The 20,879-nt window shown below is 69.4% G+C and carries 17 protein-coding genes; 13 read left to right on the top strand and 4 right to left on the bottom strand.

The window, feature by feature from the left end:
* Nucleotides 1-27 precede the first annotated feature (27 nt).
* The 6 genes from ACFV9C_RS08540 to ACFV9C_RS08515 all read left to right on the top strand — a co-directional run bounded on the left by ACFV9C_RS08540 (nt 28) and on the right by ACFV9C_RS08515 (nt 5,890).
* On the top strand, nt 28-1,494 hold the full coding sequence (locus ACFV9C_RS08540; protein WP_380191762.1) for a wax ester/triacylglycerol synthase family O-acyltransferase: 1,467 nt from the start codon (nt 28-30) through the stop codon (nt 1,492-1,494).
* A complete protein-coding gene (locus tag ACFV9C_RS08535; protein ID WP_380191760.1) occupies nt 1,491-2,015 on the top strand; it encodes a DUF6912 family protein in 525 nt (174 codons plus the stop codon). Before ACFV9C_RS08540 ends, ACFV9C_RS08535 begins: the two co-directional genes overlap by 4 nt.
* 6 nt (nt 2,016-2,021) lie before the next feature.
* The gene (locus ACFV9C_RS08530; protein WP_380191759.1) at nt 2,022-2,945 is read left to right on the top strand and encodes a Ku protein; all 924 of its coding nucleotides are present in this window, start codon (nt 2,022-2,024) and stop codon (nt 2,943-2,945) included.
* Nucleotides 2,946-2,954: 9 nt separating this feature from the next.
* Nucleotides 2,955-3,407: a VOC family protein gene (locus tag ACFV9C_RS08525; RefSeq protein WP_380191757.1), complete on the top strand. Its 453-nt coding sequence runs from the start codon at nt 2,955-2,957 to the stop codon at nt 3,405-3,407.
* Between the two features lie 115 nt (nt 3,408-3,522).
* Nucleotides 3,523-5,151 carry an L-glutamate gamma-semialdehyde dehydrogenase gene (gene pruA, locus ACFV9C_RS08520; RefSeq protein WP_380191755.1) on the top strand — a complete coding sequence of 543 codons (1,629 nt, stop codon included), beginning with the start codon at nt 3,523-3,525 and terminating at the stop codon, nt 5,149-5,151.
* Between the two features lie 184 nt (nt 5,152-5,335).
* Nucleotides 5,336-5,890, top strand: coding sequence for a hypothetical protein (locus ACFV9C_RS08515; protein WP_380191753.1), 555 nt, complete (start codon nt 5,336-5,338; stop codon nt 5,888-5,890).
* Here the strand turns inward: ACFV9C_RS08515 and ACFV9C_RS08510 are convergent.
* The 4 genes from ACFV9C_RS08510 to ACFV9C_RS08495 form a co-directional block, all read right to left on the bottom strand.
* The gene (locus ACFV9C_RS08510) at nt 5,887-6,090 is read right to left on the bottom strand and encodes a hypothetical protein (RefSeq protein ID WP_380191751.1); all 204 of its coding nucleotides are present in this window, start codon (nt 6,088-6,090) and stop codon (nt 5,887-5,889) included. The two genes, ACFV9C_RS08515 and ACFV9C_RS08510, sit on opposite strands and share 4 nt — an antisense overlap.
* 80 nt (nt 6,091-6,170) lie before the next feature.
* Nucleotides 6,171-6,662: a DUF2505 domain-containing protein gene (locus ACFV9C_RS08505; RefSeq protein ID WP_380191749.1), complete on the bottom strand. Its 492-nt coding sequence runs from the start codon at nt 6,660-6,662 to the stop codon at nt 6,171-6,173.
* Nucleotides 6,663-6,682: 20 nt separating this feature from the next.
* Nucleotides 6,683-8,140 (bottom strand): glycoside hydrolase family 76 protein, encoded by a 1,458-nt coding sequence (locus ACFV9C_RS08500; RefSeq protein ID WP_380191748.1) that lies wholly within the window; start codon nt 8,138-8,140, stop codon nt 6,683-6,685.
* Between the two features lie 75 nt (nt 8,141-8,215).
* A complete protein-coding gene (locus ACFV9C_RS08495; protein WP_380191746.1) occupies nt 8,216-8,731 on the bottom strand; it encodes a hypothetical protein in 516 nt (171 codons plus the stop codon).
* Nucleotides 8,732-8,811: 80 nt separating this feature from the next.
* Here ACFV9C_RS08495 and ACFV9C_RS08490 point away from each other — a divergent pair, with 80 nt between their 5' ends.
* The 7 genes from ACFV9C_RS08490 (at nt 8,812) to ACFV9C_RS08460 (ending at nt 20,875) form a co-directional block, all read left to right on the top strand.
* On the top strand, nt 8,812-9,633 hold the full coding sequence (locus ACFV9C_RS08490) for a tryptophan 2,3-dioxygenase (RefSeq protein ID WP_380191745.1): 822 nt from the start codon (nt 8,812-8,814) through the stop codon (nt 9,631-9,633).
* A 79-nt stretch (nt 9,634-9,712) separates the two neighbouring features.
* Nucleotides 9,713-11,446, top strand: a complete 1,734-nt coding sequence (locus tag ACFV9C_RS08485; RefSeq protein WP_380191743.1) for a hypothetical protein — start codon at nt 9,713-9,715, stop codon at nt 11,444-11,446.
* A gap of 105 nt (nt 11,447-11,551) precedes the next feature.
* Nucleotides 11,552-12,208, top strand: coding sequence for a hypothetical protein (locus ACFV9C_RS08480; RefSeq protein WP_380191741.1), 657 nt, complete (start codon nt 11,552-11,554; stop codon nt 12,206-12,208).
* A 47-nt stretch (nt 12,209-12,255) separates the two neighbouring features.
* The gene (locus ACFV9C_RS08475) at nt 12,256-12,939 is read left to right on the top strand and encodes a response regulator transcription factor (protein WP_380191739.1); all 684 of its coding nucleotides are present in this window, start codon (nt 12,256-12,258) and stop codon (nt 12,937-12,939) included.
* A 2-nt stretch (nt 12,940-12,941) separates the two neighbouring features.
* Nucleotides 12,942-14,246, top strand: coding sequence for a sensor histidine kinase (locus tag ACFV9C_RS08470; RefSeq protein WP_380191737.1), 1,305 nt, complete (start codon nt 12,942-12,944; stop codon nt 14,244-14,246).
* 85 nt (nt 14,247-14,331) lie between these two features.
* Complete coding sequence (locus ACFV9C_RS08465; protein WP_380191735.1) at nt 14,332-14,970, top strand: hypothetical protein; 639 nt, start codon at nt 14,332-14,334, stop codon at nt 14,968-14,970.
* Between the two features lie 211 nt (nt 14,971-15,181).
* Nucleotides 15,182-20,875, top strand: a complete 5,694-nt coding sequence (locus ACFV9C_RS08460; RefSeq protein ID WP_380191733.1) for an LPXTG cell wall anchor domain-containing protein — start codon at nt 15,182-15,184, stop codon at nt 20,873-20,875.
* Nucleotides 20,876-20,879: the final 4 nt, after the last annotated feature.

Genomic DNA, 20,879 nt, shown 5'->3' with positions numbered 1-20,879 from the left:
CCTGTCGACGAGAGGAAGGTGACCGGTATGCCGGACCGGCTGACGTCGCTCGATCTCACCTTTCTCAAGGCCGAGTCGCCGGCCACCCCGATGCACGTCGGGACGGTCGACATCTTCGAGCCGCCGGTGCACGGGGACGAGGGGTTCGACTACGAGAGCCTGGTGGCGCTGATCCGGGACCGGATCGCGTTCGTGCCGCGGTACCGGCAGCGGGTCCAGCAGATCCCCGGCCGGTTCGCCGGGCCGGTCTGGGTGGACGACGAAGAGTTCGACATCACGTTTCACGTACGGCGGTCCGCGCTGCCCCGTCCGGGGACGCACGCGCAGCTGCTGGAGCTGGTCGCCCGGATCATGTCCCGGCGCCTCGACCGGGCCCGCCCGCTGTGGGAGATGTACCTGGTCGAGGGCCTGCAGGGGGACCGGTTCGCGATCATCGCGAAGTCCCATCAGGCGCTTGTGGACGGCAACAGCACGGTCGACATCGGCCAGGTGGTGCTGGACGCCACCGCCCACCCGAAGGACACACCGACCGACACCTGGCAGCCCGAGCACCCGCCGTCCGCGCTGGAGCTGCTCGCGGGCGTGTTCGCGGACGCCACCCGGAACCCGACCGCCGTGCTGGAGCTGGCCCGGGCCGAGCTGGCCGGCCTGACCGGCTCCACCTCGGTCCGCGAGGTGCTCGGCGGCGTGGTCGGCTCGCTGGTCGCGCAGCGGCACGCCCAGGAGAGCTCGCTGCACGTGAAGACGTCCGGTCAGCGCCGGTTCACCACCGTGCAGACCGACCTGGAGGACTACCGGTCCATCCGCGCGGCGCACGGCGGCACGGTCAACGACGTGGTCCTGGCGGTGGTCGCGGGCGCGTTCCGGTCCTGGATGATGACCCGCGGTGAGGGCGTCGGCCCGACCCGGAGCGTGCGGGCGGTGGTCCCGGTCAGTATCCGCGACGACGAGGACGAGGAGCCGACCTCGCTCGGCTCCCGGGTGATCGCCTCCGCGGTGAACCTGCCGGTCGGGGAGAACTCACCGGTCATGCGGCTGCACCAGATCTCGTACCAGACCAAGGTGCACAAGGACACCGGCCGCGCGGTCAGCGCCCGCTCGCTGGTCGGCATCGCCGGGTTCGCGCCGACCACGCTGCACGCGCTCGCGGCCCGGGTCGCGACCACCACGGTGCGGCCGATCGACGACGTGGTGATCACGAACGTCCCCGGCCCGCAGTTCCCGCTGTACGCGCAGGGCGCCCCGATGCTCGCGTCGTACCCGGTCGTGCCGCTGATGCCCGGGCAGGGCCTGTCCGTCGGCGTCACGTCGTACGACGGGAAGGTGTACTACGGTCTGAACGCGGACCGCACCGCCATGCCGGACCTCGCCGTCTTCGCGCAATGCGTGACCGATGCGCTGGACGAGTTGCTGGACACCACCAGGGGCAGCCGGAACCGGGCCTCCCGGGGCCGGAAGAAACCCCGCAGTACCAACAAGAAGGCGGGTTCATGAGGGTCTACGTACCGTCGACACTCCGGCTGCTGAGCGCGGCGTGCAACGCCGGCGAGGTCGGCCCGGCGCCGCTCACGGTGTACGCCGTGACGCCCGCGCTCCGGGAGTGGTACGCCGAGGGCGGCGACGAGGAGCTGGAGTACGCCGCGATGGCGCAGGCCGCCCGCGCCTCGGTGGGCCTGCTGGCCGCGGACCCGGGGACCAGCCGGAGACGGGTGGTGATCGCCGCCGAGGTCAGCGCCGTACCGCCCGCGGACGGGTCCGTGGAGCTCGGCGACGCCCGGCTGGAGCTGCACGTGGTGATCCCGTGGCGCTCGGTGGCGTCCGTGCACCTGGACGCCGCCCAGGCGACCACGGTGATCGGCAAGGCCGCGGACCTCTGGGATGCCGCACAGGACGGTGACGACGACGCGGTGTTCGCCCTCGATTCGTGCGAAGGTGAAGACCTGATGTGGTACGCGACACAGGAGATCCCGGATCTGCTCGCGGCGGAGGGGCCGCGCGGCGGACAGCGTATATAGGAGCTGATGGCGATGCAGGCGATCTGGAAGGGGGCCATCTCGTTCGGGATGGTGACGATCCCGATCAAGGTGTTCTCCGCGACCGAGGAGAAGGACATCTCGTTCCGCCAGGTGCACGTCGCCGACGGGGGGCGGATCAAGTACAAGCGGATCTGCTCGATCGACGGCGAGGAGGTGCCGTACTCCGACATCGGCAAGGGGTACGAGATGCCCGACGGCCGGATGGTGGTGCTGGACTCGGACGACTTCGCCGACCTGCCGCTGTCCAGCAAGAAGGTCATCGACGTGCTGGAGTTCGTGCCGGCCGACCAGGTCGACCCGCTGTACCTCGGCAAGTCGTACTACCTGGCCGCCGACGGCGGGCCCGGCGCCAAGCCGTACGTGCTGCTCCGGGACGCCCTGGAGGGCTCCGAGCTGTACGCCCTGGTCAAGGTCGCGCTGCGGTCCCGGGAGAGCCTCGGGCTGCTCCGGACCGTCGACGACGTGCTCGTGCTGCAGGTGATGCTGTGGCCGGACGAGATCCGCGACAAGGCGTTCGCGGCGCCGCCGGAGGACGTCGAGATCCGGTCCCAGGAGAAGGCGATGGCGTCGTCGTACATCGACACGCTGCGCGGCGAGTTCGACCCGGACCAGTACCACGACGAGTACCGCCAGGCGCTGGAGAAGGTCGTCGAGGCGAAGGCCGAGGGCGTGCCGCTGCCGGAGTCCGAGGAGGAAGAGACGGAGGGCGCCGAGGTCGTCGACCTGGTGGCCGCGCTGCGCGCCTCCGTCGAGGCCGCGAAGGCCCGGCGGGCCGGTGGCGGGTCCGAGGCCGCGCCGGCGAAGAAGGCACCGGCCAAGAAGGCCGCCGCGGCGACGAAGGCCCCGGCGAAGAAGGCCGTTGCCAAGAAAGCACCGGCGAAGAAAGCCGCGAAGAAGAAATCGGCGTGAGGTGGGGGCATGAGCGAACGTACTGAGATTCCGGCCGGCATCGACGACATCCCGGTGGACCCGGCGCATCCGGTGGTGCAGCCGGGGGCGTATCTGCTGGAGCTGATCCCGATGCCGGTCGCCGACGTCGACCGGGCGAAGGCGTTCTACACCGACCAGGCCGGGTTCGTCTGCGACGTGGACGTGACACCCGCCGAGGGCGTCCGGATCGTGCAGCTCACGCCGCCGGGTTCGTACTGCTCGATCTCGCTCTCGACCGGGCTGCCGCAGATGCAGATGCCGGTGGGCTCGCAGCGGTCGCTGCACCTGGTCGTGAAGGACCTCGAGGCGGCCCGCGCGGAGCTGATCGGCCGCGGCGTCGAGGTCAGCGAGACCGAGGATCTCGGCGGCGTCTTCTACGCCTGGTTCGCGGACCCGGACGGCAACACGTGGGCCCTCCAACATATGCCGTGGCGAAAGTAATTCAGCTGCGTTCGTCCTCGACGGTCCTGGCGTGGCACCATGCAGGTGTCACGCCGGACCACCCGTACCCGGCGTCCCCAGTACGATCCACCACTTGATCGAGGAGTGCCGCAGCATGGATGCCGTGACCGCCGTACCGACGCCCGCCAACGAGCCTGTGAAGGGCTATGCGCCCGGATCGGCCGAGCGCGCGAGCCTGGAGGCGAAGCTCAAGGACTTCACCGCGGCCGGGGCCATCGACCTGACCTGCACGATCGGCGGCGAGCAGAAGCTGGGCGGCGGCGCGCCGGTCGACGTCGTACAGCCGCACAAGCACGCGCACGTGCTCGGCACGCTCGGCAACGCGACCGAGGCGGACGGGCGGGCGGCCGTGGACGCGGCGCTGGCGGCCGCTCCGGCGTGGCGCTCGCTGTCCTTCGACGACCGCGCGGCGATCTTCCTGAAGGCGGCCGACCTGCTGGCCGGCCCGTGGCGCGACACGCTGAACGCGGCCACCATGCTCGGCCAGTCCAAGACCGTCCAGCAGGCCGAGATCGACGCCGCGTGCGAGCTGATCGACTTCCTCCGGTTCAACGTGGCGTTCGCGCGGCAGATCGTCAGCGACCAGCCGATCTCGTCGCCGGGCGTCTGGAACCGGGTGGACTACCGGCCGCTCGAAGGCTTCGTGTACGCGATCACCCCGTTCAACTTCACCGCGATCGCCGGCAACCTGCCGACCGCGCCCGCGCTGATGGGCAACACCGTGGTCTGGAAGCCGTCGCCGACGCAGCAGTTCGCGGCGCACTGGACGATGCGGCTGTTCGAGGCCGCGGGCCTGCCGGCCGGCGTGATCAACCTGGTCACCGGCGACGGCATCGAGGTGTCGAAGGCGGCGCTGACGCATCCGGACCTGGCCGGGATCCACTTCACCGGCTCCACGAAGACGTTCCAGTCGCTGTGGGCCACGGTCGGCACGAACATCGCGTCGTACAAGACGTACCCGCGACTGGTCGGCGAGACCGGCGGCAAGGACTTCATCCTCGCGCACCCGTCGGCGGACCCGGCGGTGCTGAAGACCGCGATGGTGCGTGGCGCCTTCGAGTACCAGGGCCAGAAGTGCTCGGCGGCGTCCCGGTCGTACGTGCCGCGCTCGGTGTGGAACCTGATCAAGGACGACATCGTCGCCGAGACCGAGGCGCTCACCATGGGCGACGTCACCGACCTGTCGAACTTCATCGGCGCGGTGATCGACGACCGCGCGTTCGCCAAGCACAAGGCGGCGCTGGACCGGGCCGCGGCGACCGACTCGATCGAGGTCGTTGCCGGTGGCACCTACGACGACAGCGAGGGGTACTTCGTCCGCCCGACGCTGCTCGTCTCCGGTGACCCGGCCGACGAGATCTTCACCACCGAGTACTTCGGCCCGATCCTCGGCGTGCACGTGTACGACGACGCCGACTACGCCGCGGTGATGAAGGGCATGGAGCACTCCGCGCCGTACGGCCTGACCGGCGCGGTGATCGCGCAGGACCGGCACGCGATCGCGGAGGCGGCCGAGTACCTGCGGTTCGCGGCCGGCAACTTCTACGTCAACGACAAGCCGACCGGCGCGGTCGTCGGCCAGCAGCCGTTCGGTGGCGCCCGGGCGTCCGGCACCAACGACAAGGCCGGCTCGATGTGGAACCTGATCCGTTGGGCCTCCCCGCGCTCGATGAAGGAAACCTTCACCCCGCCGACCGACTACCGCTACCCGCACCAGGGCTGATTATTCGCAGGCGCCGCGCTGCCGATCCGCCTAGGCTCGGCAGCGTGACGCCCGACGACAGCCCAGCGCCGCCGGCCCCATGCCTCGAGCTACCGCTCGGGGCAGAGGCGGATCATCGCCAGGTCGAGCAGGTGCTTGTCGCGGCGGGTGGTCGCGTTGTGGGGCGGGGGACTGGGCGATTGCTTTGCGGTCGCCGGATGGGCTTGCGGCGGCGCGGATCAGCCCGTTCGACCCGGCGGGGCCGTACACCGCCGCCCTGTACCGAGAGGCAGCCCACACCGGTCAGGTGCCGCGCTTGTTCTCGCATCGTCGGCTCTCGGGCGGTGGTGATCTGCAGCTGCTCGAATGGTTGGAGCCCGTCGCCGCGGACGAGGCAGCCGAGTTCCACCGGGCGCTCGCGGCGCGGGAGCATCACGTGGCGGAATTGGCGGACGTCGTACGGCGGGTGCACGAGCGCGGGCTGCGGGAACTGCCGTGGTTCGGGCCGAAGGTCGACGACAACCCGGACAACATCATGCGCACCGCGGACGGCCGGCTCGTCGCGGCGGACCTGTTCAGCGCGGACGGCCCGAAGCTCTACGCGACCGTCCTCGACGACCCGGACCTCGTGGCCGCCACGATCCCGGAGAGCGAGCGCCGGTTCATGACCGAACTCCCGATGACGAACACCGGCGCCTGGCCCCGCGAGACCCTCGCCGCGATGCGGAACGCGCTGGCCGCCGCTGACACCCGGCGTTAGGCGGTGTGGTGCAGTTCCTGCGTCGGCGGGTCGATCAGGAGCGCCGATCCGCATTTCGTGCAGATCCACTCGTCGGGCTCGTCGACCAGGTAGTCCGACGCCTCGATCCGCTCGAACGGCATCACCGTCGCGCAGAAAGCGCAGTACTGGGTCGCGTCGGGTGGCGTGCGGTCACGCCTCTTGCGCAGGGAACTTCGCATCAGTACGGGTCACCTCCGGTGCAACGCTTCCTCTCAGGTTGCCACCGGAGGTGCCGCGGTCACCGCAACGACACGAGCTTTTACTTGCCGCTCCACTCGTGCCCGAGATCGTGCTCCTTCTGCAGGCCCTTCTGGATCGCGTCCACCACGAACGGCTCCATCTTCTTGCCGATCAGCGGTACGGCGACCTTGATGTCGAGGTCGATCGACTGAACGGCCTGCCCGCCGTTCGCCGCGATCCGCGCCGTACCCTTCAGCGTCACCGGGGTGTTGCTGATCTCGCCGGCCACGTCCGCGGTCCGCGAACCGTCCGCGGCGGCCGGGTGCCAGGTCTCGGTCTGCACCACGGTCAGCGTCTCGCCGACGAACTTGCGGGCCATGTCCGGGATGTCCGTAGCCTCCATCTTCCGGCTGACCCGGACCACGGTGTCGCCGCCGGACGTGCTGACCTTGACGTCGTACGACAGCGCCTTGGTCTTCTCGCAGGCCTGCTCGCGGAAGGCCGTGTCCGTCACGATCGCGAACACTTCCTCGGGGGTGGCGTCGTACGACGCCGACATCTTCAGCTCCATGCCGTCATCATGGCATTACTTCAGACTGTGTTCAGCAGGTCGACCACCGACTGTTGCCGTGCCGCGTCAAGTTTGTCGACAGGGCCGTACCAGTGGAGGCCGTACTGGTCCATCGGCGTTCGGTCGGCGGTGTACGCGCGATCGGCCTGCTTCTGCAGGTACGCCGTGTACGGGTGGTCGGACAGCGCGGCGTTGAGCTTGCCGAGGCCGCGGACGTGCGCGCCCTTGAACGTCGGCCCGTCGCCGCCGCAGTCGCCGTCCTCGCACGGCTCGCGGAGGATCCCGTCCGCGGTGTGCAGCGACGAGGCTGTCGTCGACGCATCGGCCAGCTGCCGCGCGGACGTCAGGTACGCCGAGTTGTTCGTTGCCTTGGACAACTCGGTGAGCGCACCGATCAGCACGCCCTGGTTGTACGTCCACGCGGTCTGCCCGTTGTTCTTGCAGGTGGACAGGTCGATCCCGTCGTTCACCAGGTGCGAGCCGTTGATCATCCCGGTCTGCTGGAACCACGTCCACCCGGCCTGCGCGCGTTGCAGGTACGTCGTGTCACCGGCGACCCGGGTGTGCAGCTGCGCGTTGAGCTGGATGTACAACGAGTTCGAGATCGCGTTCTTGTACGTCTTCGCCTCGCTCCACCACACCCCACCGCCGCAGGTGCTGTCCCAGTACGCCGCCATGTGGTCCGCGTCGGCACGGGCCGTCTGCAGGTACCGCGCGTCGCCGGTCAGGTCGTACGCCGCGACCCACGCCAGCCCCCACCACCCGGTGTCGTCGATGTAGTCGTTGCGGAACTGGCCCTCGAACTTGTTCAGGTTCAGGTCGTACGTCTTGCCGATCGCGTACTGGTAGCTCGGCATCCCGCTGACCCGGATGTTGTCGATCAGCGCGTTCAGCGCGTTCGCCGAGTTCCACCAGCCGGTCGTGTCGAACAGCCCGCTGGACAGGTTGTAGTCCTGCATCAAGGCGGTCGCGGCCGCCGTACGACGGTCCCAGGCGTTCCATGTCACCCGCGCCCACGGCGTACAGGCGATGTCCGCACGGTCGCCGGCCTTGCCGCAGGCGCGGAGCGCGCCGACGCCGAGGTTGTTCCAGTCGTCGACGTTGTACATCTGCGTCCGCCAGCCACGCTGGCCGGACGGGATCGCGGTGTTGCCGAGCCGGCTGCCGCCGGACCAGGTGCGGCCGCCGTCCATCGAGCGGTCCAGCCAGACCTCGTCGCCGGGGTTGCCGTTCTCGATCGAGGCCCAGCCCATCGCGTCGTCGTCGTCCAGGTGCAGGGTGATCGTGCGGCCGAAGAGCGTGCTGGAGACCGGAGTGCGGTCCTTCGGGGCGAGAGCGGGGTCGCGGGCGTCGCAGTACTTGTTGCAGATCGTTGCCTGGGTGGACATGTTCACCGGTGGGGTCTCGGCCGGCGCGGGCAGCGGTGCGCCGAGGGGAGCGATCAGGAGGGCAAGACTGGAAACGATTCCAACGGACATCACGGATCTCCCTGGGGCGGTAGGAAGAGAGCGGTGTCACCGACGGTAGGTGGGCGACCCCGTTGGGTCAAGGGGTCAGAAGCTGAGGAGCGCGGCGAGGACCGCGGTGGCCACGACCAGGGTGGCGGCGATCGTGAAGCGGCGGCCGCGGGCGCGGCGGCGGGTGATCGCGGTGCGGTCCAGGCGGGTGCTGCACGGGTCGAAGCCGAGCGCGTCCGCCGGCGCGAGCACGCTGCCGAGGCGGGCCAGCACCGGCCACTGCTCGGCCTGCCGGGTGGCCTCGTCGACGACCCGGCGGCGCATGAACTCCCGGTGCCGGGTGGCCGGCACCCGAAGGTCCGGCGGCCCGATCAGGCTCGACGGCAACGTCAGGTCGGTCGGCAGCGGCAGCCCCGGCGGGAGTGCCCGCTGGACCACCGCGTGCGCGGCCGCCACCCGCCTCGCCCGGCTGATCGAAGGCGGGAGGATCAGGTAGGCGAGGTGGACGAGCGACCGGTAGTCGTCGAGCAGCAACGCCTCGACCAGCGGTTCCTCACGCGTAGGCCCCTGAACCGGACCTGGGACGATCGGCGTCTCGACCGTGGCGGACATGCAACTCCTCGACTCGGCGTTCCGAAGTACCAACGAACGAATCACTGACCCGTCACGGACTGTCGGCTAGTCTCCGTCACATGAGCGCTGCCGACGGGGTGACGGGGCAATGGGGCGGGGTCGACGTGCACTTCGGCGAGGAGGGCGGCCGGCTCACGTACGGCAGCTACCTTCGGCTGGCCGAGCTGCTCGACCAGCAGCGGCTGGAGTCCGAGCCGCCGGCCCACGACGAGCTGCTGTTCATCACGATCCACCAGGTCTACGAGCTCTGGTTCAAGCAGAACCTGCACGAACTGACCGCCTCCCGGGACGCGATGCTGGCCGGTGAGCTGTGGCTGGCCGAGCACCTGCTCCGCCGGGTGCACACGATCGAGCGGGTGCTCACCCAGCAGGTCGACATCCTGGAGACGATGACTCCGCAGGACTTCGGCGAGTTCCGGCACCGGCTGTCGCCGGCGTCGGGGTTCCAGTCGGTGCAGTTCCGCGAGATCGAGTTCCTCTCCGGCGCCAAGGACCCGTCGTTCGTACGCCGTTTCCGCGGCCTCACCGAGGTCGAGAAGGACCGCCTGCACCGCCGCCTCGAGGAGCCGACGCTCTGGGACGCGTACCTCGACGTACTGCGCAAGGGCGGGTTCGACACCGACTCCGAGGACTCGATCCGGGACGCGCTCCGCAAGGTCGCCGGCGACCGGTCGCACTACGCCGCGATCTGGGAGCTCGCCGAGGCGCTCCTCCAGCACGACGAACTCGCCGCCGCCTGGCGCGCCCGGCATGTCGTGATGGTCGAGCGGATGATCGGCACCAAGCCCGGCACCGGCGGCTCGTCCGGCGCGAACTACCTCCGCAGCCGCCTCGACCTGCGCTACTACCCGCTGCTCTGGGACCTTCGCTCGAACCTCTGATTTTCAGACCGGCCGGTATCAAAACCCACTCTGCGGAGTCCGCCCTTGTAGGGGCACATCTTCGGAGGGGGAGATTCAGATGAGTTCAGACGAGGGCCGTCCCGGTGAGGGGATGGAGCCGGCAGACGCTGTCCGCGCCGCGCTGGCCGAGGTGCTCGGTACGGGCGAGATCGACGTACGGGCCGGTGAGTCCGGGCGGATGCCGGACGGCGGACACGTCCGGCTGTTCCACGGCGCCGTCCGCGGCGAGCCGAACCGGACCGCTTCGGTCGCGGTCGACGAGTCCGGCGGGGTCCAGCCTCGACGGCGGCTCGAGGCGCTGGCCGGGCGGGAGCTGTTCGTACCGGCGTTAGCGGCGCCCGCGACCGTGATCGCCGGGCTCGGCGCGGACCCGGTCACGGTGGACCCGCCGACGAACACGTGGGTGCTGCCGGAGTGCGTGACCGAGGACGAGACCGTCACCGTGACGATCCCGGAGTCGCGCATCCCACCCAAGGCGGACGTCTACCTGCTCGCCGACACGACCGGGAGCATGGTCTCGATCATCGGCGCCGTCCAGGCCGGGATCGGCGCGATCGTCAACGATCCGGCGTTCGCGGGGTTCGACCTCGCGTGGGGCGCCGGGAACTACAAGGACTTCCCGGTCGGCACCGGCCTCAACCCGTACGCGTTCCAGCACCAGCTCGCGCCGACGCCAGGGGTCGCCGCGGTCACCGCCGCCGTCGGCACCTGGGCCGCGGCGGACGGGTCCGACATTCCCGAGGGACAGCTGTACGCGTTGCAGCAGGTCGCCACCGATCCCGCCATCGGGTGGCGCACCGGCAGCAAGCGGATCGTGGTCTGGTTCGGGGACGCGCCCGGGCACGATCCGATCTGCTCGGCGTTGTCCGGCGTACCGGACGTGACCGAGGCGACCGCGACCGCGGCACTCGTCGCGGCCGGGATCACGCTCGTTGCGGTGAGCACCGACACCGGTACGGCGGGGGCGCTGGACGGGGACCCGACGCTCGGGTCGACGGACTATGCGCCGTGCCCCGTCGGCGGGAGCGCTGGGCAGGCCACCAGGATGACCGCGGCCACGCCGGGCGGTACGCACACCATCGGCGTGAACGCCGGCCAGATCGTCGGCACGCTGGTCTCGCTGATCAACGCCGCCGTCCATGCGATCGCCGACGTCCATCTGCAGCCGACCGGGTCGATCGCGCAGTTCGTCACCTCGATCACGCCGCCGAGCTACGGACCGCTGCCCGGGAACACCGCGCATACGTTGCCGTTCGACGTCACCTGGACGGGGGTCGTCGACTGCGAAGAGGACGAGCAGACGTTCACCGGCACGCTCGACGTGGTCGCCGACGGGGTCGTGGTCGCGACGAAGCCCGTCACCGTCACGGTGCCCGCCTGCCGCTGGCACCACTCGGTCGAGATGATCTGCGGTACGTCGAAAGGCGACGACAAGTGCGAGACCGTGGTCGACGGGCGGTACGCGACCGCGGTCACGATCTACAACCCGACGACCTGCACGGTCACGATCGTCAAGTACTTCGCACCGCTCGTGCTCGACGGACGCGCGGTCGGCCGGGAGCCGCGGACGGTTCCGGCGCGTCCGTTCGCGAAGCTCGAGCTCGCGCCCGGTACGGCGACCATGGACGACTGCTGCAGCCTGGAAGAGGCGATCGGGCCGAAGAGCTCGCAGTTGTTGTTCGGCGTACTCGACATCGTCGCTGACCATCCGCTGGAGGTCACCGTGACGCACACGGCCGGGCATCCGGTCAGCTCGATCGACTCACGGACGATCCGGCCGCGGAAGGGCTGACCGCCGCGGGCCGATGCTTCGGGGGCTTCGGGGGGATGCGGGCGAGGTCGTCCACGGTGGGCGGCCTCGTTCGCTAGGCTGCGCCGGGACCCTCGAGGAGGCTTCGTGAAGCTCTACTCCGACGTCGGCGCGCAGCGGTTCGGGCAGGTCCTGGGCGACCTGCTGCTGGTCGCCTGGATCTGGTTGTGTGTGGAGCTCGGCCTGCTCGTCCACCGGATGGTCGAGGCGCTCGGTACGCCGGGACGCAAAGCCGCCGAGGCCGGCGACGGGCTGGCCGGCGACCTGCGAAAGCTGTCCACACCGATCGGAAAGGTCCCGGCGGTCGGCGACGAACTGCGGGCGCCGATCGACAGCGCCGCCGGTGCCGCGGGCAAGCTCGCGCAGGCAGGACGGGACCAGGTGCACGCCGTCGACCAGCTCGCGTACGTACTCGCGGGTGTGACGATCGGCCTGCCCGTGCTGTTCGCCGTACTGATCTGGGTGCCGCGGCGGATCCGGTTCTCCCGGCGGGCGACCGCGGCGCAGAAGTTCATCGACAACGCCGCCGACCTCGACCTGTTCGCCTTGCGGGCGATGGCGAACCAGCCGATGCACAAGCTCGCGAAGATCTCCGACGACCCGGTCACCGCCTGGCGCGACGGCGACCGCGACGTGGTCACGGCACTCGCGACCCTCGAACTCCGCAGTACCGGCCTGAAACCGCCGCACTCCGGAAACAAAGCGTCGCTCCGTGACGAAAAGGTTCCGGAGAACGGCACTTAACGGGCGCTTGAGCCTCCGATAACGGGACGGCGGCTACCCTCGGGTACATGGCGCGGGTGCTGCTGATCGAGGACGACGACGCGATCCGGGCGTCGTTGGGGAAGTCTCTGACGGCGGCCGGGCACGTCGTGTCCGCGGTCGCGGCCGGCGCCGACGGGGTCGCTGCCGTCGCCCGCGAGAAGCCCGAGGTGCTGCTGCTCGACCTGGGCCTCCCGGACCTGGACGGTCGCGACGTCCTCGCGATGGTCCGCGCGGTCAGCGACGTACCGGTGATCGTCGCGACCGCGCGGGACGACGACGCCAGCGTCGTACGGCTGCTCGACGCCGGCGCGGACGACTACGTGATCAAGCCGTTCAGCGCCGCCCAGATGGACGCCCGGATCCGCGCCGTACTGCGGCGACTCGGCACCGACCAGCAAGGCGAGACGACCGTCGAGGTCGGCGGCCTGCGGATCGACCCGCGCAGCCGCGAAGTGACCGTCGACGGCGCATCGGTCGACCTGACCCGCAAGGAGTTCGACCTGCTGCTCGCGCTGTCGCGGCGGCCCGGCGCGGTCGTCAGCAAACGCGAACTGCTCGCCGAGGTCTGGGGGCTGCCGTGGGGCGGCGGCGACCGGACCGTCGACGTCCACCTGTCCTGGCTGCGGCGGAAACTCGGCGAAACAGCCGCCGAGCCGCGGTTCCTGCACAGCGTCCGCGGCGTCGGCGTCAAACTCGCGGCGGACGGCTGAACATGCGCCGCCGGATCCTCCTGCTCTCCGTCGGCATGACCACGCTGGTCGTGCTCGCGTTCGCCATCCCGCTCATCCTGCTGCTCCGCAGTACCACCGCCAGCGAAGCCAAGGACAAGGCCCGCAACCGGGCCGAGACCGTCGCGTACTACGTCGGCGACAAGGACCACGCCGCCGACGACATCACGGCGTACATCAACGGCCTCCCTGCCGGGCCCGGGAAGATCTCCGTGCGGATGGCCGACGGTACGACCCTCGGCGACCCGCCGCCCGGCGGCGTACCGACACCCAACGAGATGCCGGCCGGCGACGGCGACGATGGCCACAAAGGCCCGCCGAAGGTCGGAAACGCGGACTACCGCGACCTACCCGGCGGCGTCGCCGTCGACGTCGGCGTCAGTACGCCGAACGGCACCGCCTCCGTCTGCCTCTACCTGACCGAGGACGAGCTGTACGCCGGCCTCACCCCGCGCCTGCTGATCCTCGTCGGCGGCAGCCTCGTCGTCCTGCTGCTCAGCATCGCCGGCGCCGAACTCGTGTCCCGCCGGCTCGCCCGGCCGCTCGAAGAAACCGCGAGTACGGCCGAACGCCTCGCCCGCGGCGACATGGACGCCCGCGCCCCCACCACCGGCCCCGCCGAAGTCGCCAAAGTCGGCTCCGCCCTCAACGGCCTCGCCGACCGCATCGACGAAGTCATCGCCGTCGAACGCGAAGCCGTCGCCGACCTCTCCCACCGGCTCCGGACCCCACTCACCGCACTCCGCCTGCAAGTCGAAGCGATGCCCGACCGCGACAGCGCCGAAGAACTCAACACCCAGGTCACCAGCCTCGAACGCACCCTGACCGCAGTCATCAGCGCCGCCCGCCGCCCGCAACGCGAAGGCCGCGTACCGCACTCCGACGCCGTCGAAGTCACCCGGCAGCGCGCTGCCTTCTGGGAACCCCTCTTCGAAGACCAAGGCCGAGAACTGGCCCTCGACCTACCGAACGCGCCCGCCGCCGTACGCTCGTCCGCCGAAGACCTCGGCGCCGCCCTCGACGCCCTCGTCGAAAACGTCGTCGCCCACACCCCCGACGGAACCCCCGCCCGCATCACCCTCACCCGCACCGCCGGCACCGTCCACATCGTCGTCGCCGACAAAGGCCCCGGCATCCCCCTCGGCGCCGGCGAACGCGGCCGCAGCGACCGCGGCTCCACCGGCCTCGGCCTCGACATCGCCCGCCGCTGCGCCGAAGCCGCAGGCGGGGCGCTCACCCTGCGGCGAAACGAGGTTGAGCTCACGCTCAAATCCGGCCCCGAGAACTGAGCAGACCGCGTCGTCCGGCAACCGGGACGTGTGGTCGACCAGAAAACCAGTGGCTCGGACCGACGTCACCTGCCAGGTTCGTCAGATGCTGCTGATCCTGACTGGTTCGAGTTGCGCGGGTAAGACGACGCTGGCCCGTGCGTTGGGTGAGCGGGTGCCAGACATCGCCATTCATGACCACGACGAGATCGGCGTTCCGGAGGATGCGGACGTGCAGTGGCGAAACCGGACAACTGAGCAGTGGATCGGCCGAGCCTTGAAGTACCAAGATCGTGGGATCGATGTTCTCCTCACCGGGCAATCGCCGCTCGGGGAAATCTTGGCCTCGCCTTCGGCGCCGCAACTCGACGGCATTGCGGTGTGCCTGGTGGATGTCGACGACCAGGAGCGGCGCCGACGACTCGATCGGCGAGACGATGGCCGGTGGCCACCAGCAGTCCTGGATTCCTTCGTCAGGTGGGGTGCCTGGCACCGCGGGCACGCGGAAGACCCTCGCTACCGGCCCGAAGTGATCATCGACGGCAGTTGGCCGGAGATGGCCTGGGACCGATGGTCCGACTGGACCAAGGACGACCCGAGGTGGAACACGCACCTGCTCGACACCACAGGACGGCCAACCGCGCAATGCGTCGACGACCTGATGCGCTGGGTCATGCGACAGCGCGGCGCCTGCCGAACCGGAGAGCTCGCGCTCACCAAAGGCTGGACCGGCATCGAACCCTGATCCGAACCTGCGAGTGGGCGGGGACACTGCCTCCTGTCCGCGCGATCACCTTCGTGCTCATCACCTGACAGCTGTGAGTCCATGTTCCCGCACACTGTGTAGTCAATCGGCTACATTAAGTCCGTTGTGTGGTATGTCTGGCGACTGCTGAACAGAACGGGGAGTTCGGATGGCCGTTCGTGGCCGTGGGTTGCGCATGTTGCTTGGGTTTGTGCTCGTGGTCACTGCCGGATTGGTGCTACCGGCAACCGCCCGGGCAGACACGGTCCGGGACTTCGGGAAGGTGTTCGGTGCCCAGACGAACGGCGCCGTCCGGATCACCGGCAACAGTCTTCTCACCTGCGACCGGTCGAACGCCGCCTGTCGCGCCACGCTGGACGGTGGCCGCACCAAGGCGAACAACAACGACTGGCCCATGGAACTCCTGGACCTGGACAACGACCCGTCGACCTACTCCTCTTCCGGCGCGACCGTCGCGCTCCCGGCCGGTGCGCAGGTCCTGTACGCCGGCCTGTTCTGGGGTGCGGCCCGCGGCGCCGGTAGCGGCGGTACGGCCAGCAAGGAGGACGGTACGACGATGCGCCTGCGCCTCCCGGGCAAGTCGGCGTACCAGGCTGTCACCGCGGACCGGACCGACTACCTGAACACCGGCTCGAAGAACGACTACTCGTCCTACCTGGACGTCACCGACCTGGTACGGGCCGGAGGCAACGGTGAGTACTGGGGCGCCGACGTCCCGACCGGCACCGGCGCCGACCGGTACGCCGGGTGGAGCCTGGTGATCGCGTACCAGCAGGCCGACGAGCCGCTCCGCGACCTCAGCGTCTTCAACGGGTACGCCAAGGTGTCCAGCGGCGAGCCCGTACGCACCAGCATCTCCGGCTTCCTCGCGCCGCCGAGTGGTGCCGTCAACGCGCGCTTCGGTAGCGTCACGTACGAAGGCGACGCGGGCATCACCGGGGACTACTTCGCGGTCAACGGCACCCGGCTCGCGGACGCGCAGAACCCGTCGGCGAACTTCTACGGCAGCCGGATCACCGACGGCGGCGAGAACCTCGCCGACCGCACCCCGGCGAGCGTGAACAACCTGGGCGTGGACGCGAAGGTGGTCGACGCCGCCGGCATCCTGCCGAACAACGCGACCAGCGCCGAGCTGACCTTCGCGAGCACCGGTGACGTCTACTACCCGGCCGCGCTGACCACCCAGATCGACCTGTACGCGCCGACCATCGTCGGCACCAAGACGGTACGCGACCTCGAGGGCAACACCCCCGCGAAGGTTGGTGACACCCTCGAATACACGATGAGCTTCAGCAACACCGGCGACGACGCCGCGCTGAGGTCCGCGGTCCGCGACGAGCTGCCGGCGAACACGACGTACGTCCCGGGCTCGCTGTCGATCGTCTCCGGTGCGGGCGCCGGCGCGAAGACGGACGGGTCCGGCGACGACCAGGCCGACTACAGCGGTCGCACGGTCCGTTTCCGGGTCGGCACCGGCGCGAACGCGACCACCGGCGGCCGGCTCGCGAAGGATCAGAGTACGACGGTCCGCTTCCGGGTGACCGTCGACAAGGCCGCCGCCGGTACGACGCTCGACAACGTCGGCCTGCTCGACTACACGGCCGAGACGCTCAACAAGCAGTACACGTACCGGACCGACGAGGTGCACACGCCCGTCGCGGCCGAGGCGGACGTGGCCATCACCAAGACCGCGACGCCGGACCCGGTCGCCGCGGGCGGCGAGGTCACCTACACGTTGGTTGCCCGCAACAACGGTCCGAGCCCCGCGGAGGACGTGAAGGTCACCGACACCCTCCCGGACGGCGTGGAGCTGGTCTCCGCCAAGCCAACCCAAGGATCCTGTACGTCGACGACCTGCTCGCTGGGAACCATCAGTTCCGGGTCAACGGCAACGATCACGGTGGTAGTACGCGTCTCGTCATCGAGCACCGCGACCAGCCTCACGAACGTCGCAACGGTGACCAGCTCGACCTCCGACCCGAACCCGGACAACAACACGTCCTCGGTCACCACCGACGTCACCCGTACGGCGGACCTCGCGCTGACGAAATCCGTCGACCCGGCGCAACCCGCGCCAGGTGAGCCTGTCGTCTTCACGCTCGCCGTCAAGAACAACGGGCCGTCCGACGCGGAGCAGGTCCGCATCGCCGACGCGGTCCCGGCCGGCTTCACGATCACCGGCGTACAGTCCACGGCGACCTGTACGTCGGCCGCGCGCGACGTGAACTGCACCGTTCCGAAGCTCGCCTCCGGCGCGAGTGTCGCGGTACGGATCGCGGCGACGCTCGACTCCGGCTACCAGGGCGGCGCGCTGACGAACACCGCGAAGGTCGTCAGCGACACCCCGGATCCCGACGACTCGAACAACACCGACACCGTCACAGTCACCCCGGCGGCGCCGAAGGCGGACGTGGTGGTCACGAAGGCCACCGTGACCAAGCCGGTCGTCGCGGGTGGGCCGATCACCTACCAGATCAAGGTGCACAACACCGGCCCGTCCGACGCGAAGGCCGTCCACCTGAGCGACGCCGTACCGTCGGCAGTCACCGACGTGACCGCGGACACCTCGGCCGGCACCTGCACCGTCAGCAGCGGGCAGATCGCCTGTCCCTTGGGTGACCTCCCGGTTGGCGAGACCGCGATCGTGACCGTCACCGGGCTCGTTTCGCCCAAGGCGATCGGCGATCTCACCAACGCCGCGAGCGCCGAGAGTGCGACGCCCGACCCGGACACCAGCAACAACACCGGACGTACGACGGACACCGTGACCGCAAGCGCCGACCTGGCGATCACCAAGACCGCCCAGCCGGTCCCTGTACACGCAGGCCAGCCGGTTACGTACACGCTGACCGTAACGAACAACGGCCCGTCCGCGGCGCAGTCTGTGAAGGTCACTGACCCCGTACCGGCTCCACTGCAGTACGTGTCCGCGAAGAGCTCTGCTGGCAGCTGTACTGAGGCCAGCGGCACCGCGACGTGTGCTGTCGGCACGGTGGCACCAGGAGACACCGTCACGGTGACCGTGGTCGCCAACGTCCCGTCCGGCACGCCACCGAACGACCTGAAGAACACGGCGACCGTAGCGTCCCCGACACCGGACCCTGTCGACACCAACAACACCGCGACCTACACGATCACCACAGGCGCGCAGGCGAACATCACCATCACCAAGACCGCCTCACCGGACCCCGTGGTCGCTGGTAAGGCGATCACTTACAAGCTGACCGTCCGCAACACCGGCCCGTCGGACGCACAGGTCGTCCGGGTCGTTGACGACGTACCGGACGCTGTTACCGGAGTACAAGCGTCCGCCGACGGTGGAGCGACGTGTACTGCGGTCAACGGGCAGGTGCGCTGTATGGCCGCAACACTCGCGGCAGGCGACAACTTCGTCGTCACGGTGACAGGGACTGTTGCCGCCAAGACCGCGCCAGGGGAACTCGCCAACACCGCGACAGCCACCTCTGAGACTCCGACAGACCCGACGACGTCGGACAACACCTCGACGACCACACCGACGGTACGGGCCGAGGCTGACCTGTCCGTCGTCAAGACCGCGCCTGCGACGGCCGTTGCGGGTGACGAGCTGACCTACACGCTGGCTGTGCACAACGCAGGCCCCTCGGACGCTGTCGGAACCGTAGTGACGGACCCGCTGCCTGCAGGTACGACGTTCGTCAGCGCTGCCCGCTGTACGCACGAAGACTCCGTGGTCAGCTGCACTGTCGGGCGGCTGGCACCTGGAGACAGTACGACGATCACCGTGGTCGTCAAGGTCTCACCGGACCAGCCGGCCGGGACCTTGACCAACAAGGCGACGGTGAGCTCGCAGACGCCGGACCCCAACGACAGCAACAACAGCAGCACCGCAGAGACCAAGCTGACCACTGCCGCGGACCTGGCGATCACCAAGACCGTGCAGCCGTCGCCGCTCGTGGCAGGTGGCGAGGCCGTCTACAGGCTCACCGTGCACAACACCGGACCTTCCACAGCACAGCAGGTCTCCGTAACCGACGCAGTACCGGCAGGCCTGTCGGTGCTGGACGCAACGAGTGCTGACGGGACCTGTACGACTGCCAACGCCACGGTGACGTGTGCGTTGGGTGCTGTTGCTGCCAACAGGAACGCGGTCGTCGTCATCCGGGTCGCCGTCGCAGCCTCACAGACCGGCGCCGTCACCAACGCTGCCTCGGTGAGCAGTAAGACGACCGACCCCGACCCGTCCAACAACAAGACCGAGGTGACGACTGACGTTGAGCAGGTCGCCGACGTCGAGGTCATCAAGACCAGCGACGACGCGACCGTAGTAGCTGGCGGGGGAGTGACTTACCGGCTGACGGTGGTCAACCACGGCCCGTCCGACGCCACCGCGGTCACCGCGACCGACAGCCTCCCGACGTCACTCAAGATCATCACCGTCGACCCCAAGTGCACAGCGACCGGTCAGACGGTCCGGTGTGCGCTCGGCACCATCCCTGCGGGCAAAGCGGTGACTGTGGTCATCACAGCAACTCTCGACCCGTCGTACCAAGGGACGTCGCTGACGAACACGGCCACTGCCACCTCGCCGGTCACCGATCCGGACGAGAGCAACAACAGCTCGACCATCACCACGCCGGTCGAGACGCGGGCGGACCTGACCGTCACGAAGACGTCCGACCCTGCCGGTGTGACGCCGGGCAGTGCGTTCGACTACACGATCGTCGTCAACAACGCCGGTCCGTCGACCGCACGCGCAGTAGCACTCTCCGACACTGTGCCTACCGGTCTCACTGTGACCTCCGCGTCGAACGGGTGCACTGCGAAGGGCCGTGCCGTCACTTGTCAGCTGGGCGACCTGCCGATCGGCCAGGTGGTCGTCGTACTCCACGTGCGGCTGGCAGCCGGCTACGACGGCACGCGCCTCACCAACACCGCAACAGCGACCTCACGCACCACCGACCCGGACCCGTCCAACAACACCGGTACTGCGGAGTCTCCCGTCACCGCACTGGCCGACCTGGCGATCACGAAGACCATGTCGCCGGCTGCACCGGTTGCCGGGCAGACCGTGAAGTACGTGCTGACCGTGAAGAACAACGGCCCGTCCCACGCCCGTACGGTCACCATCACCGACGAACTGCCGCGTGGGCTCAGCAATGTCACCACAACCGGCAACAGCTGCATCCTGCTCCCGCCGGAAGCACCCGGTGCGCCGGACACTCCTGAAGCGGGCACGGTCCGCTGCAGTACGCCGGAGCTCGCCGTTGGGGGCACCGTCACCGTGACGATCACCGCAACCGTCGTACCCGGGTTCACAGGCACGCTGGAGAACCTGGCACGCGTCGGCTCGACCACACCGGACCCGGTGATCGCCAACAACGAAGCGAAGGTCAGCGGCCGTACGACGCAGTCCGCGAACCTCAGCGTCCAGAAGACCGCCTCGGCGACAACCGTGATCGCGGGGCACTCGCTGGTCTACACGGTCGCCGTACACAACGCCGGGCCGTCGTCAGCAGCCGCTGTCACAGTCACCGACGTACTGCCGAACGGTCTGCATCTCACCAGCACGCCCGAACACTGCACGGCGTCGGGTCAGAAGGTGACGTGCGCGGTCGGCCGCGTAGACCCCGGTATGACAGCAACGGTCGCCCTGAACGTCCTCGTCGACACGACGGCCACTTCGGTGACCAACACCGCCACCGCGCAGTCGAGCACCGCAGACCCGGACCCGAACAACAACACCAGCACCGTCACCGTTCGGGTAACCCCACCCCAGCCGGGCCGCCCGAAGCCAGAACTCCCCAACACAGGCAGCGACGTGAGCCCCGCCGTACTACTCGCAGCCCTGGCCCTCATCGCCGCCGGCATCGGCGCCATCGCCCTCACCCGCCGCCGGAGCTGACAGC

It is taken from the genome of Kribbella sp. NPDC059898 (assembly GCF_042730855.1).
Classification (GTDB): domain Bacteria; phylum Actinomycetota; class Actinomycetes; order Propionibacteriales; family Kribbellaceae; genus Kribbella.
This window is presented reverse-complemented; position numbering and strand designations above follow the sequence as displayed.

What these genes read in the sequence shown, in the direction of transcription:
- ACFV9C_RS08540 (WP_380191762.1), top strand. Translation starts at nt 28, where the DNA reads ATGCCGGACCGGCTGACGTCGCTCGATCTCACCTTTCTCAAGGCCGAG.
- ACFV9C_RS08535 (WP_380191760.1), top strand. Translation starts at nt 1,491, where the DNA reads ATGAGGGTCTACGTACCGTCGACACTCCGGCTGCTGAGCGCGGCGTGC.
- ACFV9C_RS08530 (WP_380191759.1), top strand. Translation starts at nt 2,022, where the DNA reads ATGGCGATGCAGGCGATCTGGAAGGGGGCCATCTCGTTCGGGATGGTG.
- ACFV9C_RS08525 (WP_380191757.1), top strand. Translation starts at nt 2,955, where the DNA reads ATGAGCGAACGTACTGAGATTCCGGCCGGCATCGACGACATCCCGGTG.
- pruA (WP_380191755.1), top strand. Translation starts at nt 3,523, where the DNA reads ATGGATGCCGTGACCGCCGTACCGACGCCCGCCAACGAGCCTGTGAAG.
- ACFV9C_RS08510 (WP_380191751.1), bottom strand. Translation starts at nt 6,090, where the DNA reads ATGCGAAGTTCCCTGCGCAAGAGGCGTGACCGCACGCCACCCGACGCG.
- ACFV9C_RS08505 (WP_380191749.1), bottom strand. Translation starts at nt 6,662, where the DNA reads ATGGAGCTGAAGATGTCGGCGTCGTACGACGCCACCCCCGAGGAAGTG.
- ACFV9C_RS08500 (WP_380191748.1), bottom strand. Translation starts at nt 8,140, where the DNA reads ATGTCCGTTGGAATCGTTTCCAGTCTTGCCCTCCTGATCGCTCCCCTC.
- ACFV9C_RS08495 (WP_380191746.1), bottom strand. Translation starts at nt 8,731, where the DNA reads ATGTCCGCCACGGTCGAGACGCCGATCGTCCCAGGTCCGGTTCAGGGG.
- ACFV9C_RS08490 (WP_380191745.1), top strand. Translation starts at nt 8,812, where the DNA reads ATGAGCGCTGCCGACGGGGTGACGGGGCAATGGGGCGGGGTCGACGTG.
- ACFV9C_RS08485 (WP_380191743.1), top strand. Translation starts at nt 9,713, where the DNA reads ATGAGTTCAGACGAGGGCCGTCCCGGTGAGGGGATGGAGCCGGCAGAC.
- ACFV9C_RS08475 (WP_380191739.1), top strand. Translation starts at nt 12,256, where the DNA reads ATGGCGCGGGTGCTGCTGATCGAGGACGACGACGCGATCCGGGCGTCG.
- ACFV9C_RS08470 (WP_380191737.1), top strand. Translation starts at nt 12,942, where the DNA reads ATGCGCCGCCGGATCCTCCTGCTCTCCGTCGGCATGACCACGCTGGTC.
- ACFV9C_RS08465 (WP_380191735.1), top strand. Translation starts at nt 14,332, where the DNA reads ATGCTGCTGATCCTGACTGGTTCGAGTTGCGCGGGTAAGACGACGCTG.